This is a genomic window from Nostoc cycadae WK-1, assembly GCF_002897135.1.
Classification (GTDB): Bacteria; Cyanobacteriota; Cyanobacteriia; order Cyanobacteriales; family Nostocaceae; genus Nostoc_B.
Window position 1 is genome coordinate 240689 of the sequence record NZ_DF978422.1, and the last position, 13854, is coordinate 254542.

The 13854-nt window shown below is 39.8% G+C and carries 15 protein-coding genes and 1 pseudogene; 8 read left to right on the plus strand and 8 right to left on the minus strand.

The features are described from left to right. The first annotated feature begins 95 nt into the window (after nucleotides 1-95). Complete coding sequence (locus NCWK1_RS03180) at nucleotides 96-524, plus strand: GFA family protein (protein WP_103123693.1); 429 nt, start codon at nucleotides 96-98, stop codon at nucleotides 522-524. A gap of 61 nt (nucleotides 525-585) precedes the next feature. Here NCWK1_RS03180 and NCWK1_RS03185 read toward each other — a convergent pair whose 3' ends face one another. The 5 genes from NCWK1_RS03185 to NCWK1_RS03205 all read right to left on the minus strand — a co-directional run bounded on the left by NCWK1_RS03185 (nucleotide 586) and on the right by NCWK1_RS03205 (nucleotide 3544). Then, nucleotides 586-978: a type II toxin-antitoxin system VapC family toxin gene (locus NCWK1_RS03185; RefSeq protein WP_096580243.1), complete on the minus strand. Its 393-nt coding sequence runs from the start codon at nucleotides 976-978 to the stop codon at nucleotides 586-588. Beyond that, a complete protein-coding gene (locus tag NCWK1_RS03190) occupies nucleotides 978-1238 on the minus strand; it encodes a hypothetical protein (protein WP_103123694.1) in 261 nt (86 codons plus the stop codon). Before NCWK1_RS03190 ends, NCWK1_RS03185 begins: the two co-directional genes overlap by 1 nt. An 80-nt stretch (nucleotides 1239-1318) precedes the next feature. Beyond that, nucleotides 1319-2002, minus strand: a complete 684-nt coding sequence (locus NCWK1_RS03195) for a J domain-containing protein (RefSeq protein ID WP_103123695.1) — start codon at nucleotides 2000-2002, stop codon at nucleotides 1319-1321. Between the two features lie 197 nt (nucleotides 2003-2199). Then, complete coding sequence (locus NCWK1_RS03200; protein WP_103123696.1) at nucleotides 2200-2793, minus strand: ATP-dependent Clp protease proteolytic subunit; 594 nt, start codon at nucleotides 2791-2793, stop codon at nucleotides 2200-2202. Nucleotides 2794-2881: 88 nt separating this feature from the next. Then, nucleotides 2882-3544, minus strand: coding sequence for an ATP-dependent Clp protease proteolytic subunit (locus NCWK1_RS03205; RefSeq protein ID WP_096580237.1), 663 nt, complete (start codon nucleotides 3542-3544; stop codon nucleotides 2882-2884). 371 nt (nucleotides 3545-3915) lie between these two features. Here NCWK1_RS03205 and NCWK1_RS03210 point away from each other — a divergent pair, with 371 nt between their 5' ends. From NCWK1_RS03210 to NCWK1_RS03235, 6 genes are all read left to right on the plus strand, one after another. Then, nucleotides 3916-5172: a vWA domain-containing protein gene (locus NCWK1_RS03210; RefSeq protein ID WP_096580235.1), complete on the plus strand. Its 1257-nt coding sequence runs from the start codon at nucleotides 3916-3918 to the stop codon at nucleotides 5170-5172. Then, nucleotides 5169-6452, plus strand: coding sequence for a vWA domain-containing protein (locus NCWK1_RS03215; protein WP_103123697.1), 1284 nt, complete (start codon nucleotides 5169-5171; stop codon nucleotides 6450-6452). The genes NCWK1_RS03210 and NCWK1_RS03215 overlap by 4 nt, the downstream gene beginning before the upstream one ends. Before the next feature lie 352 nt (nucleotides 6453-6804). Beyond that, nucleotides 6805-7677 (plus strand): hypothetical protein, encoded by an 873-nt coding sequence (locus NCWK1_RS03220; protein WP_103123698.1) that lies wholly within the window; start codon nucleotides 6805-6807, stop codon nucleotides 7675-7677. 452 nt (nucleotides 7678-8129) lie between these two features. After that, complete coding sequence (locus NCWK1_RS03225; protein WP_103123699.1) at nucleotides 8130-9002, plus strand: urease accessory protein UreD; 873 nt, start codon at nucleotides 8130-8132, stop codon at nucleotides 9000-9002. Between the two features lie 22 nt (nucleotides 9003-9024). After that, nucleotides 9025-9327: an urease subunit gamma gene (gene ureA, locus NCWK1_RS03230; RefSeq protein ID WP_096580227.1), complete on the plus strand. Its 303-nt coding sequence runs from the start codon at nucleotides 9025-9027 to the stop codon at nucleotides 9325-9327. 10 nt (nucleotides 9328-9337) lie between these two features. Continuing rightward, nucleotides 9338-9649, plus strand: a complete 312-nt coding sequence (locus NCWK1_RS03235; protein ID WP_187308037.1) for an urease subunit beta — start codon at nucleotides 9338-9340, stop codon at nucleotides 9647-9649. A 27-nt stretch (nucleotides 9650-9676) separates the two neighbouring features. Here NCWK1_RS03235 and NCWK1_RS03240 read toward each other — a convergent pair whose 3' ends face one another. Next, the gene (locus NCWK1_RS03240; protein WP_103123701.1) at nucleotides 9677-10426 is read right to left on the minus strand and encodes a hypothetical protein; all 750 of its coding nucleotides are present in this window, start codon (nucleotides 10424-10426) and stop codon (nucleotides 9677-9679) included. Continuing rightward, nucleotides 10423-11556, minus strand: coding sequence for an AAA family ATPase (locus NCWK1_RS03245; protein WP_103123702.1), 1134 nt, complete (start codon nucleotides 11554-11556; stop codon nucleotides 10423-10425). The genes NCWK1_RS03240 and NCWK1_RS03245 overlap by 4 nt, the downstream gene beginning before the upstream one ends. Nucleotides 11557-11769: 213 nt before the next feature. Here NCWK1_RS03245 and ureC point away from each other — a divergent pair, with 213 nt between their 5' ends. Next, the gene (gene ureC, locus NCWK1_RS03250) at nucleotides 11770-13476 is read left to right on the plus strand and encodes an urease subunit alpha (RefSeq protein WP_103123703.1); all 1707 of its coding nucleotides are present in this window, start codon (nucleotides 11770-11772) and stop codon (nucleotides 13474-13476) included. 171 nt (nucleotides 13477-13647) lie between these two features. Here ureC and NCWK1_RS03255 read toward each other — a convergent pair. After that, a pseudogene (locus NCWK1_RS03255) lies at nucleotides 13648-13854 on the minus strand (hypothetical protein); the annotation flags it as partial.

The following is a 13854-nucleotide window of genomic DNA, read 5'->3' on the forward strand; positions in this document are numbered from 1 at the left end:
CTTTCGCAAATCAAGTTTGATTTTGAGGTCTGTGGTTTTTCAGATAATAAGCTACTGTTTAAGCATATTTTATTTCACTAAACTTGGAGGGCAATATGTCAGATCAACATGAAGGGAAAGGCAGTTGCTTGTGTGGAAAAATTCGTATCTTTGCTTCCACAGTCAATAAAAGCATTAGCGGATGTCATTGCCAAATGTGTAGAAAATGGGGAGGTGACCCCTTCTTGGTAGCGGATTGCGGCAATGATGTTTCGTTTGAAAATCAAGAAAATATTAATATATTTAGTTCTTCACAATGGCTGGAACGTGGCTTTTGCAATCAATGTGGGACTCATCTATTTTGTAGATTAACAGAAAACAAACAGTACTTCATCCCTGTGGGAATATTTGAGCAACCAAAAGATTTTATTTTTGAGCGTCAAATATTTATTGATGAAAAACCTACCTATTATTGCTTTGCAAATGAAACAGAAAATATGACTGAAGCTGAGTTTGTTGCTAAGTTTCCTCGACCAACAGCTTGACAATATCTAGGCTGGATACTGTTGGCATTAATATTCACGTATAATATGACTTAGTTATGTCTTAGTAATCTACTTTGGTAATATCAGTGTGAATAAAATCATTACCTTTGAATAACAAAGGTTGATTTGTGGATTTTGCTAAAGCATAGGAAAAGCAATCTCCCATATTCAGCTTTGCTGGATGCCGACCCTTACCAAATTTAAGAAATGCTTCACTTGCTAAGTGTGCTTGCTCTACATTGAAAGGTACAATGATAATGGAAAGCGCTGTAATTAATAAATTCAAGTTTTCTAGACCTTGCTTACCATGTTTGTTACCCAAGACTATTGATGCTTCAACATAGCCTGGAGAAGAAAGTAGGCAATCTTCACTTTCGTCAATAAGTTGAATAAAAATCAATTCTTCAGGTTCACCATAAATAATTGCTAGGATAGCTGAAGGATCAATTACCATTATTCTGGAATTCCAAACTCGTTATAGCCAATAATTTCATCGGGTGTTCTGCTATCAAGATTGGGTAAGTTTCTAATTTGATTACAGATATTGCGAACAGCATTAATATCTACTTTTTTCCCTTGAAACTTTGGTAAAGAAGCAAGATGAATTTGATAAAAAAGTTGGCCTTTTATCTCCATACCAGCGAGGTTTGGTGGCATTTTCAGGCATAGAACGCCATTCTCGTCTACATAGGCATCAAAATTGATTTGTTGCATTGTTTTATACTCCAAATTGAATACCTGATTTATGGGAATTTTTCTCTTCTAGCATCACCCGTGGTAAATATTGACAAATTTTAAAAAATTTGCTCAATTTTCTGAAAATCTCGCTGCACTTCATTCCACAAAGCTTTGTTATGAGGGTCAGTTTTTAGGGCTTTTTTGAGATAAATTCTAGCTTTGAGGACTTGATTATCGTTAATTAGCGCTCGTCCCCAAATTTGATAAGCGATCGCTAACCATTGGCGTACTTCCGCATCTTTGGGTAAACGGTCAGCTAAAGCTTCCGCGAGAGCGATCGCTTGGGGAAATCTTTTGGCTTTTAAAAATCTTTGTAATTGCTCATAAGTCTTCCACTTCAACCGTTGTTCAATTTCTCCAATATTCGCTGGCGGTGACTGTGGTTTTTCTGTGGTGACTGTGGTTTTGGGTGCAGTTTCTTGACGAGTCGCCTTTGGTTCTTCGCGCCTAGAAACGAATGTTTCAGTGACGACTGTAGTTTTAGGCGTTGCTTTTGGTTCCTCGCGCCTAGGCGTGAACGACTGACTTGACGGCTGTTCAACTGTTTCCTCTGGCGGTACTACCGTTAAGAGCAGCCTATAAGCTTCTGTCAAGGCAATAAACTTATCTTTAGCTTTTTTGTCATCAGGGTTGATATCGGGATGATATTGCTGCGCCAGCCGTCTGTAAGACGTTTTGATTTCGGCAAAAGAGGCTCCCGACCTTAAACCCAATAAACGGTAGCAATCTCCTAGATCCATTTCGAGATATCAGCTATCTAATATACAGCTATCAGCCTTCTGCTTTGAGCATAAGGTTTTAATGATAAACAATAATTTTCTAATTTATAGTTCAAACTAGACAGTTTTGGGAAAGTAAAAAGGTAAAAGTAAAAAAGCAAAAGATTTAAGAACACTTAATTTCTTTTGACTTTTGCCCTTTACCTTTTTACTTCGTTCTAGATTCGCTCTTCAATCACACGGTCAATCAATCCGTATTCTTTAGCTTCTTGGGCGGACATAAAGAAGTCACGATCCATGTCTTTCTCAATCTTGGCCAAGGGTTGACCAGTATTTTGAGCGTAAATGTTATTGAGTTGATGGCGAATCCGCAGAATTTCTCTGGCTTCGATTTCGATGTCAGTTGCTTGTCCACGGGTTCCACCAGAAGGTTGGTGAATCATAATCCGGGAATGGGGTAATGCCAACCGCTTGCCTTTAGTACCAGCAGTTAACAAGAAAGAACCCATTGACGCAGCTAGACCAACGCAAATGGTGACAACATCAGATTTGATGTGTTGCATCGTATCATAAATTGCCAAACCCGATGTGACCATCCCACCCGGAGAATTGATATACAGATAGATATCTTTACCTGGGTCTTCCGAATCCAGATACAGCATCACGGCGATGATTTGGTTAGCAATTTCATCATCAACATCACGCCCCAAGAAAATAATCCGTTCCCGGTAAAGGCGATCGTAGATGCTAATCCAATCTGTATACTGACCTCCGGGCATCCGGTAAGGAACTTTAGGAACGCCTATAGGCATTTTTTTGACTCCGTTTGTGATTTAGTAATTATTTAAAGGAAGAGGAAACAGGAAATTTGATTTTTTTTACCTCCTGCCTCCTGCCTTCTTAAAGGACACTAGCGGGCAGTGGTGGATTAGCGAGTTCTTCTTTTTCAAACACCCGGTCAATTAAACCGTATTCCTTAGCTTGGTAGGCATTCATGTAGAAGAGACGATCCATATCTTTGGTGATTTTTTCTCCGGTCTGTCCGGTGGTACGAGTCAAAATTTCCACCAATGATGCCTTGTTTGCCAGAACTTCCTTCGCCCGAATTTGAATATCCGTAGCTTGACCTTGGGCGTAGCTCTTGGGCTGGTGCAGGATAATACTAGCGTTGGGTAAGCTGGCGCGGCAACCTTTGGTACCAGCACTTAGTAGCATTGCTGCCATACCCATTGCCGAACCAATACAAATGGTGTGGATGGGTGGCTTAATGTATTTCATGGTGTCAAAAATGGCGAAGGCTTCAGTTTCAAAGCCAACGGGGTCGCCACTATAACCGGAAGTGCCGGTGGAGTTGATATAGATTTTAATAGGCTTATCGGGATCGTCTGACTGCAAATACAATAGTTGAGCGACGATCAATTCTGTGACAGCAGGTACCAGTGGCATTCCCAGATAGACAATTCGCTCTTTTAAAAGAAGGGAGGGTAAATCTGGCGGCGGTGTCCGGTAGAAGTTATCGCCGTAGTATGGGGCTTGAACAGCCTTGATGGGGGAAATGTCCATAGCAACTGATCGCCTGAAATTATGCCGTTAACTGTAATACATCCTAGCGCGATGCCAGCTAGAGTCAGGTGCGGTTTCCTCGCTAATGGGCGAAATAGCTGGCATCTGCTCAAGCTAGGCTTCTAAGATATTGTGAATATATTAATCTATCTGCGCGGGATCAGTTTTCCGTAGCGCTGCTCTGACGATTTGAAGTTATTTATTAATATGGTGAGAATTCGAGATTCAGGAGTCAGGAGTCACAATAGTGAGAACAGTCAATGCTCAACTGACCAATGATCTGGAATTTTTTCTAAATTCTGTCTTCTGGCTTTTGAGTGCTGGATTCTAACTAAATTATTGTATATATCCTGAATTAGGAATTTTGGGTTATGAAGGTCAATTTGCAGCCTACCCTGAATGATGTGAATGTTGACGCGAATCAAACCAGTAGTCAACGTCAGTTGTCTGTTTCTGTATCTGCGATCGCAGATACTCAAGACCGCAATCTACCGATTAATTTATGTTTAATTCTCGACCATAGCGGTTCGATGAATGGTAGACCGCTGGAAACTGTGAAAAAAGCCGCTAATTTGTTGGTTGACAGACTTAAACCCAGCGATCGCCTGAGTGTGGTAGTCTTCGATCATCGAGCAACTGTCTTGATCCCAAATCAATCTGTAGAAGACCCAGAACAAATCAAAAAGCAAATTAACCGCTTATCTGCTGATGGTGGAACGGCAATTGATGAGGGTTTGCGTTTGGCGATTGAAGAATTAGCCAAGGGTAAAAAAGACAGAATTTCTCAAGCTTTTTTGTTAACTGACGGGGAAAATGAACACGGTGACAATAATCGCTGCTTTAAATTTGCTCAGTTAGCTGCTGGTTATAACTTGACTTTGAATACTTTGGGCTTTGGTGACAATTGGAACCAAGATGTTTTAGAAAGAATTGCTGATGCTGGTTTAGGGACTTTATCTTATATTCAAAAACCCGATCAAGCCATTAATGAGTTTGGGCGTTTATTCAGCCGTCTACAAACTGTCGGCTTGACCAATGCTTATCTGTTATTTTCTTTAATGCCTAATGTTCGATTAGCAGAACTCAAGCCTGTTGCCCAAGTTTACCCAGATACCATTGAACTTCCCCTGCAACAAGAAGCTGATGGACGCTTTGCTATCCGCTTGGGCGATTTAATGAAAGACGTAGAACGAGTAATTTTAGCTAATATTTATCTGGGACAGTTACCTGAAGGTAAACAAGCGATCGCAAATGTCCAAATTCGCTACGATGACCCTGCTCAAAATCAAACTGGGTTATTTACTACCAATCTCCCCGTGTACGGAAATGTTACCAGGGCTTACCAACCAAATATTAATCCCCAGGTGCAGCAATCTATTTTGGCTTTAGCTAAGTATCGTCAAACCCAACTTGCAGAAGCAAAATTGCAACAAGGCGATCGCGCCGGGGCTGCAACTATGCTGCAAACTGCTGCTAAAACTGCTTTGCAAATGGGAGATACAGGTGCAGCTACAGTATTGCAAACTTCTGCCACCCAATTACAATCGGGAGGAGATTTAAGCGAAAGCGATCGCAAGAAAACTCGCATTGTCTCCAAAACTGTGTTGCAAGATATCCCACCGCAATGAAAGTTCAATTGCTCTATTCGCTCAATGATCGTAACGTTGACATGAATCAAGTTAGCAGTCAACGTCAATTAGCAATTTCGATTTCTGCAATCCCAGATCAGTTTGAGGAGCGTTTACCGCTAAATTTATGCCTAATTTTGGATAAAAGCGGTTCGATGCACGGCAAACCGATGCAAACTGTCATTACAGCAGTAGAGCAATTATTAGATAGATTACAGCCTGGCGATCGCATCTCGATTGTGGCTTTTTCTGGTTCTGCGGAAGTGATTGTACCCAATCAAGTAATTCAAGACCCCAGCACGATTAAATTGCTGTTAAAAAGCAAACTCAGCGCCAGTGGTGGGACAGCCATTGCAGAAGGTTTGCAGTTGGGAATCACAGAACTGATGCAAGGTGCTAAAGGCGCTGTTTCCCAGGCTTTTCTCCTCACCGATGGACATGGTGAAAGCAGTTTGCGACTGTGGAAATGGGAAATCGGTACAGATGACAATAAGCGATGTTTAGAACTGGCGCAAAAGGCAGCTAAAATCAATCTCACCATCAACACTCTGGGATTTGGCAATAACTGGAACCAAGATTTACTTGAAAAAATTGCCGATGCTGGCGGTGGGAATTTGGCTTACATTGAGCATCCCGAACAAGTTGTCGAGCAATTTAGCCGTTTGTTTAGTCGGATTAGATCAATAGGGCTAACAAATGCTTATTTGCAGTTTTCACTTGTACCCCATGTCCGACTTGCAGAACTCAAACCCATCGCCCAAGTTTCTCCAGACACAATTGAGTTACCAGCGCAGCTAGAAACTGATAGCGGCTTTGCTGTGCGTTTAGGCGATTTAATGCAGGATGTAGAACGCGTAGTTTTGGTGAATCTTTATTTAGGGCGATTACCAGAAGCAGAACAAGTAATTGGACAGATGCAAATTCGTTACGATGACCCAGCATTAAACCAAGAAGGCTTACTCTCCTCTAATGTAACGATATCTGCCAACGTCGTCAGAACATATCAACCTGACCTCAATCCCCAGGTACAGCAGTCAATTTTGACATTAGCCAAATATCGCCAAACTCAGTTAGCAGAGATGAAATTACAACAGGGCGATCGCCTTGGTGCTGCAACAATGTTACAAACCGCGGCTAAAACTGCTTTACAAATTGGCGATACAAACGCAGCCAATGTTCTGCAAACATCCGCAACTCGTCTGCAATCTGGTGAACAACTCTCTTCGTCTGAACTTAAAAAGACGCGAATTGTATCCAAGACAACTTTACAAAATTTATGATTTGTGTACAAGCTACCTAATTCTGCCATACATAATTTACTTTTGAAATTTGTCTGACATTTTTAAGCTATTTTTAATAATTCTGTTACTAAATGTTGTTATGTTTAGTGACAAGAGGGATAAAAAGCTTATCTCCTAAGCTTTTTAGAGTGTTAAGTCATATTACGTCAGCAAAGCTTACCTCCTAAAAAATAATCTTTGCTCAGAGATTATTTTACAAAAATTTACTCAGAGAATACCTATATTGCATAAAAAGCAAAAATAACCAGTCTTTACTCTTATCTTAACCAAAAAGTTAAATAATAATAAAGAAACTCTAACGAAGCATATTTATAAGGTATAGGACAATTCAATGCTAATTAACAAACGTCAACGCTATTTACTAGGACTTGTACTTGCAACTACCTTGAGTGCAAACATCCAATCTGCAAGCGCTATCAATACAGAGCCAGTAGGTGACTTACAAGGTAGTGCATTTCTATACACATCAATAAGCTCTAGTTTTGCACCTTTAGCACCTACTAAGTTACATCTTTTCAATAGCAACCAATATGAAGCTTATGCTCCCTTGATAAGCGTAAGTCAAAATACTCATCCAACCGCTGCTTTTCCTAACTATGATGGTGGATTATTCCAGGTAGCAGATTCTATGACCGAAGCAATGGAAGAAGCGATCGTTGGTTTTACTATTAGTAAATATGACAAAAATTCAATGGCTGCTGATAAAGTTTTTGTGAGTAGCCAGCATGAAAGTGCAATGATGGTTGTCAGTATTACATCTCAAGCAAGTACTCCTATATCTGGAGAACTCGAATCAAAAAAAATCCCACATTCACCAGAGCAAAATCGGCGTTATCAACCTAATTCTCAATATGTCAGACGCGGTACTCTTGTCAGCACTAATTACAACGCTATTAGTATGTTGCGGACGATGGAAGATTTACAGAACATCGCTTACTTGGGGATGAACGAGGTTCATACTGAACCAATATCAGATGCTTTAACCAGAGAACTAAAGCTAACAACTCATATAGCTTTTGTACCAGATGACTCCTGTGTTAACTTGGCAGATGTCAAACTCCCAACAACTTGCCAAAACAAAAATGTAGATAAGATGGTAGTTACTATGCCGATGATTCAAGAGAAAACCTGGACAGCACAGATGAATAAAGACGTTCATTTTTGGCAGAATATGAATGTTTCTAGCAAAGTAGCAAGCAAATAAACTGCTGAAAATATTATTTACAAAGCTGATGAAGTGTGTGAGTGCGACTATGCAAAACATTGCAACTTCAAATCAAACTTAATTTCTGCACAAATCAAACATTTGCTGATAGTTACTTTCTTCTTAGTGAGGTAAAAGAAGAAAGCTATTTAGCTTATTAATAAACTAAAAATTGAAGAATATCGACAAATTATTGCAGCAGGTATGTAGAATGCTTTTATGCCGTATTCTGAAGGAACTACAAATAACAATGTAGGCAAAGATTACGTTCAATTATGCGAGATTCATCAGATATCACCAATAGCCAAGCTAAATAAATTCAGCAAATCAAATTTTTGATGACAGGAAGAAGATAAAACATAAATTTTATCTGGCGGGGTTTTTCTGTCACAAATTATTTAAAATTTCTGAGGAGTATGTTTTAGTGTTACCAATCACTTATTTGATTAATAATGATTGATAACCTACAAACAGCAGTGGCTTGGCATGGCAAACTCAACTTAGTCTACGCCGATCGCCTAAATTCCACTCAACTAATTTACAATCATCATCAAGCACCGCTAAAAGTGCAACGACCGTTTTACCCAGAAGGCGAAAAAGTCTGTCATAGCGTTATTTTACATACAGCTGGGGGAGTTGTGGGCGGCGATCGCTTATCATCTCATTTTCACCTCCAACCGAACGCCCAAGCTTTAATTACTACAGCCGCAGCCAGTAAAATATACCGTAGTAATGGCTTGCAAGCTAGACAAACCATCGATATTCAAATTGATGCGGGTGCTTGTTTAGAATTATTACCGCAAGAAACAATTTTATTTAACGGCGCAGATTATCGCCAAGATTTACGGGTAGAATTAGCCACTGGAGCCAATTTTTTAGGGTGGGAAATTACTCGCTGTGGTCGTAGTGCTAGAGGAGAGAAATTTTTACAAGGAAAATGGCGATCGCATACGGAAATTTGGCAACAAGGTGTTCCATTATGGATAGACCGTCAATTTTTACCGGGTAGCGCAGAAATCTTTCACAGTCCACATGGTTTATTTGGACAACCCATCGTCGGTAGCTTAATTTGGATTAGTCAACCAGTTTCGGCCGAAATTGTCGCCAAAGTCCGTTCTTCCTTCACTCTCCACTCCCTTACTCAGGACTCAGGACTCAGGACTCAGCACTCCATCGGCGTGACACAACTAGAACATGGACTTTTGTGTAGATATCGCGGCGCTTCCACATCAGAAGTGAGAAACTGGTTTACGGCTGTTTGGCAGATATTAAGAACATCTTTTTTGAGTCGTAATATCTGTATACCAAGAGTTTGGCAGATTTAAACGAAGTACAAAGGATGCAAAGATGCAACTTACGCCGCAGGAAAAAGATAAATTATTAATTTTTACTGCTGCTTTATTAGCGGAGAGACGAAAAGAAAGAGGTTTGAAACTAAATTATCCCGAAGCAGTGGCTTACATTTCTGCTGCGATTTTAGAAGGTGCAAGAGATGGACGTACTGTTGCAGAATTGATGAGTTACGGCACAACTTTATTAACAAGAGATGAGGTGATGGAAGGTGTACCAGAAATGGTGCATGAAGTTCAAGTAGAAGCAACATTTCCTGATGGTACTAAGTTAGTTACAGTGCATAATCCAATTCGTTAATTTAAATATTATGAAACCAGGGGAAATTATTCCAGCCGTAGGGGAAATAGAATTAAATGCGGGTCGTCCTATTATTAAATTGCTAGTTGCAAATACAGGCGATCGCCCTATTCAAGTTGGTTCCCATTTTCACTTTTATGAAGTTAATAATGCTTTAAATTTTGATAGAGAACAAGCAAAAGGAATGCGTCTAGATATTCCCGCCGGGACAGCAGTTCGCTTTGAACCAGGGGATGAAAAGGAAGTCATATTAATTCCTTTGGTTGGTTCTCGTCAAGTTTATGGGTTTAATGGCAGAATCAACGGGAATTTATCTACCTAAATTTATTAGGTAGATAAATAATATATTCTACGTACCTGAGATTGATTTAGCAACTATCTGTGTAGTTGCAATTAAATTTTGTGTAAAAGTAGCATATCCCTTTGGACAACGATTTTTGATAATTTCTAAATCAATCTCAAAAGCAAGTTTCCAACGAATTTGTAGAGGGCGTTGATTGGTAACATTTTCAGATAGGTATGCTGATTTAGTGATCGCATCTTCTAAAATATTTTTGCCCCTATCTAATTCTTCTAAATTTTCTTGGTGTTCAATCTCTACACCTAAAATTCTTGATACAGTTGGTGTGTCCGCCAACAACCATATTTCAAAATTTTTAATTGCTAAACCTCCTGCACTGCGATCAACAATTTTTTGCCCGTTAGTATCTAGATGGTAATCACGAATTTTATTTAAGGCGCGTTCTAAGTCAATTTGTCTTTGGTGAAGCTTATCATCTGCATCAACCACAATCAGGATCATATCAATTTCTTCAGGTTTCCACGCGATAATCACCTGTGCTAAATATTTTGGCTCTAAAATTGAGTGTCCTACACGCCTTTTAAAAACTCGACTTTCGTTGATGGATGGATGTCTTTGGACAAAATCACAATCAGGCAAACCCAAATTATTGATTTCTCGTCTAATTAAGGTATGCAGCGCCCCTTCTTTATCTCTTTCAATAACTTTTCCACCATCTTCTGGCTTAATATAGGGAATACTTGCTCCGAGTTCTGCCTCTCCTTCAGCAATTAGCCCAATACGAATCGCCCGATTCATACTGGATTACCTCCAAACACATTCGTAAACCAAAGTTCACCTAATGCTCCATCATAAGCTTCTAAGGCTTTTTGGAAGCGTTCTGAATCAACGGGCAAGGAATGTATTTGAGTTTTACCTTCGGTGTCTAACTCAACAGCACGCACTTGATGAGGTTCTACATAATTTAGTAATACTGGAGAATGAGTTGTGATTAAAACTTGAACAGGTTTACCTGTAATACCCTCTGTCGAAATTATTTGCAATAATTCCATCATTTTGTGCAACAACCAAGGGTGAACTCCGTTTTCTATCTCTTCAAAACAAATGATACTGGGGGTATTTTCTTGATACAACGCAGTTAGAAATGCCAAAATTCTCAGTGTACCATCTGATATATCAGAAGCAGGGATATGATGTTCCGAATATCTGTCGATTAATTCCAGTAAAAAGGTTCTATCTTCTCTCCGCAATAAAGAAATTCTCTGTATATTAGGAACAAGCCTTGTTAAACGTTCTTCCAATTCATCAAAGCTTTTACGATTACTCAACAAAATATCAGCTAAGGCATCAACAACTCCCTGCCCTGTTTTATCCATCCCACCAGTTGATGGAACATTATTAGAGAGACTAATTGGGGCAAAATCGTAAATACTAACTTTTCTGAGTGCTTTGGCTATATCAGAATTTAAATACTGATTAGAGACTAGAAAATTTCTGATTTCCTGTGTATACTTATTTGTTGTACGATTTGGATTGTCATAATAATCCTCGCTACTAATAGATACCGTTCGTTGCGGATAATCAATATAAATTGATAAATCATAATCGAATTCTTTGTTTTTTCTGCCTAAGTGTGTATTCACTTTTAATAAAAGATAATCTTGTTCACCGTGCCAAAATTTTGACTTAATGTTCTGATTCTGACTGTTGATATTTACACCAATTAAAGATTGGGAAAACAAAGACACTGCCTCGGAATAATTTGTATCACTTATTAATTTTTGTAAAAAGTCAGATAACACATATAAAGCTTCACAAATATTTGACTTACCAGAACCATTGGGGCCAATAAATACAGTTAATGGTTCTAAATTAACTTCAGTATCAAACAGGCTCTTGTAGTGCTGAATTCGCAGTTTAGATAACATTTTACCTTGGTTGTATATTCATCTGTTTGCTTAATATAATTCTATAATTGAGTAATTTATAACTTTGGTTTCACCTACTTTAAAATTTTATTTACATACACTGACCACTACTAAAAAATTATAACTAAATTATAAATTTATACAAAAATTATCCCTGCTCTTGCCAAAATAGCTCAAAAATAATTAAAGCAAAATAGTTATAAAAAGTATATTATGCCTTACAGAATGTCTCGTCGCGCCTACGCAGAAACTTATGGGCCGACAGTAGGCGATCGCATCCGTCTTGCTGATACAGAATTATTTATCGAAGTAGAACAAGACTTTACTACCTACGGTGATGAAGTGAAATTTGGTGGTGGTAAAGTTATTCGTGATGGGATGGGACAATCCCCCATTTCTAACGCCGATGGTGCTGTAGATTTAGTTATTACTAATGCGTTGATTCTCGATTGGTGGGGAGTAGTTAAAGCAGACATCGGCATTAAAGATGGCAAAATATTTAAAATTGGTAAGGCGGGTAATCCTTATATTCAAGACAATGTAGATATTATTATTGGCCCTGGAACCGAAGCCTTAGCTGGGGAAGGAATGATTCTTACTGCTGGCGGGATTGATAGTCATATACATTTTATTTGTCCCCAACAAATTGAAGTGGCGATCGCCTCTGGAATCACAACCATGATTGGTGGCGGAACTGGGCCAGCTACGGGAACCAACGCCACCACTTGCACCCCCGGCCCTTGGAACATTTACCGGATGTTACAAGCTGCTGATGCTTTTCCTGTCAATTTAGGTTTTCTGGGTAAAGGTAATGCTAGTCAACCCCAAGCACTAGCAGAACAAGTCCAAGCAGGTGCAATGGGTTTAAAACTACATGAAGACTGGGGGACGACACCCGCTGCGATTGATACTTGTTTGAGTGTGGCTGATGAATACGATGTGCAGGTAGCCATCCACACCGATACTCTCAACGAAGCTGGATTTGTAGAAGATACTATCGCCGCTTTCAAAAACCGCACCATTCACACCTACCACACAGAAGGCGCAGGGGGTGGACACGCACCAGATATTATTAAAGTCTGCGGTCAAGCTAATGTTTTACCATCTTCTACCAATCCCACCCGTCCCTACACCCTCAACACCTTAGACGAACATCTTGATATGTTGATGGTATGTCATCACCTCGACCCAGCAATTCCCGAAGATGTCGCCTTTGCAGAGTCTCGGATACGTCGAGAAACCATCGCCGCTGAAGATATTTTGCATGACTTAGGCGCGTTTAGTATGATTTCTTCTGACTCCCAAGCAATGGGGAGAGTGGGTGAGGTGATAATTCGCACATGGCAAACAGCCCACAAAATGAAGGTACAACGAGGAAGTCTTGAGGGAGACAGTCAAGCCGACAATTTACGTGCGAAAAGATATGTTGCTAAGTATACTATTAACCCAGCAATTACACATGGTATTGCCGATTTTGTCGGTTCTGTAGAAGCAGGGAAACTTGCAGACCTATGCTTGTGGCGACCTGCGTTTTTTGGTGTCAAACCAGAGATAGTAATTAAAGGTGGGATGATTGCTTGGGCGCAAATGGGTGATGCTAACGCCAGTATTCCCACACCGCAACCAGTACATACACGGCCGATGTTTGGCAGTTTTGCTGGTGCTAGACATGCTACATCCTTAACTTTTGTTTCCCAAGCAGCCTTAGAAAGAGAAATTCCTAGTCAGTTACAATTACAAAAACCAGCTGTTGCTGTTACCGGAACACGTCAGTTGAGTAAAGGCGACTTGAAGCTAAATGATGCGTTACCGCAAATAGAAGTAGATCCTGAAACTTACGAAGTGAGAGCCGATGGAGAATTGCTAACTTGTGAACCTGCAACAGTTTTACCAATGGCGCAGCGTTATTTTTTATTTTGATTTTAAATGAGAAGAGAGAAAGCGATCGCCTTCTCTCTTCTCATTAATCAATCTCACTAGCTTTTAACTACCTGTCATATCATATTCGTCTAATTAAAATATCAGCGTTCACGATGAGTATTAAACTAGACGCTATATCACAGAAGTTTTTTCCAACCAAATTTGATACTTTTACTTGGAAGGAGATGCCGAGCCTGGTTTAATGCTGTTGTCAGGTACACCGCTAGAATCTGGTGCGGGAGTTACACTACCAGGAGTTGTGGAATTTGGCGCTGGTGTAATTTGATTTGGAGTTGTGCTACCAGGAGTTGTGGAATCTGGTGCAGGAGTTACACTACCAGGAGTTGTAGAATCTGGCGCTGGTGTCACACTACCAGG

Bases quoted from the DNA above. Each gene is read 5' to 3' on its own strand.
- NCWK1_RS03180 (WP_103123693.1), top strand. From the start codon at position 96: ATGTCAGATCAACATGAAGGGAAAGGCAGTTGCTTGTGTGGAAAAATT.
- NCWK1_RS03185 (WP_096580243.1), bottom strand. From the start codon at position 978: ATGGTAATTGATCCTTCAGCTATCCTAGCAATTATTTATGGTGAACCT.
- NCWK1_RS03190 (WP_103123694.1), bottom strand. From the start codon at position 1,238: ATGCAACAAATCAATTTTGATGCCTATGTAGACGAGAATGGCGTTCTA.
- NCWK1_RS03195 (WP_103123695.1), bottom strand. From the start codon at position 2,002: ATGGATCTAGGAGATTGCTACCGTTTATTGGGTTTAAGGTCGGGAGCC.
- NCWK1_RS03200 (WP_103123696.1), bottom strand. From the start codon at position 2,793: ATGCCTATAGGCGTTCCTAAAGTTCCTTACCGGATGCCCGGAGGTCAG.
- NCWK1_RS03205 (WP_096580237.1), bottom strand. From the start codon at position 3,544: ATGGACATTTCCCCCATCAAGGCTGTTCAAGCCCCATACTACGGCGAT.
- NCWK1_RS03210 (WP_096580235.1), top strand. From the start codon at position 3,916: ATGAAGGTCAATTTGCAGCCTACCCTGAATGATGTGAATGTTGACGCG.
- NCWK1_RS03215 (WP_103123697.1), top strand. From the start codon at position 5,169: ATGAAAGTTCAATTGCTCTATTCGCTCAATGATCGTAACGTTGACATG.
- NCWK1_RS03220 (WP_103123698.1), top strand. From the start codon at position 6,805: ATGCTAATTAACAAACGTCAACGCTATTTACTAGGACTTGTACTTGCA.
- NCWK1_RS03225 (WP_103123699.1), top strand. From the start codon at position 8,130: ATGATTGATAACCTACAAACAGCAGTGGCTTGGCATGGCAAACTCAAC.
- ureA (WP_096580227.1), top strand. From the start codon at position 9,025: ATGCAACTTACGCCGCAGGAAAAAGATAAATTATTAATTTTTACTGCT.
- NCWK1_RS03235 (WP_187308037.1), top strand. From the start codon at position 9,338: ATGAAACCAGGGGAAATTATTCCAGCCGTAGGGGAAATAGAATTAAAT.
- NCWK1_RS03240 (WP_103123701.1), bottom strand. From the start codon at position 10,426: ATGAATCGGGCGATTCGTATTGGGCTAATTGCTGAAGGAGAGGCAGAA.
- NCWK1_RS03245 (WP_103123702.1), bottom strand. From the start codon at position 11,556: ATGTTATCTAAACTGCGAATTCAGCACTACAAGAGCCTGTTTGATACT.
- ureC (WP_103123703.1), top strand. From the start codon at position 11,770: ATGCCTTACAGAATGTCTCGTCGCGCCTACGCAGAAACTTATGGGCCG.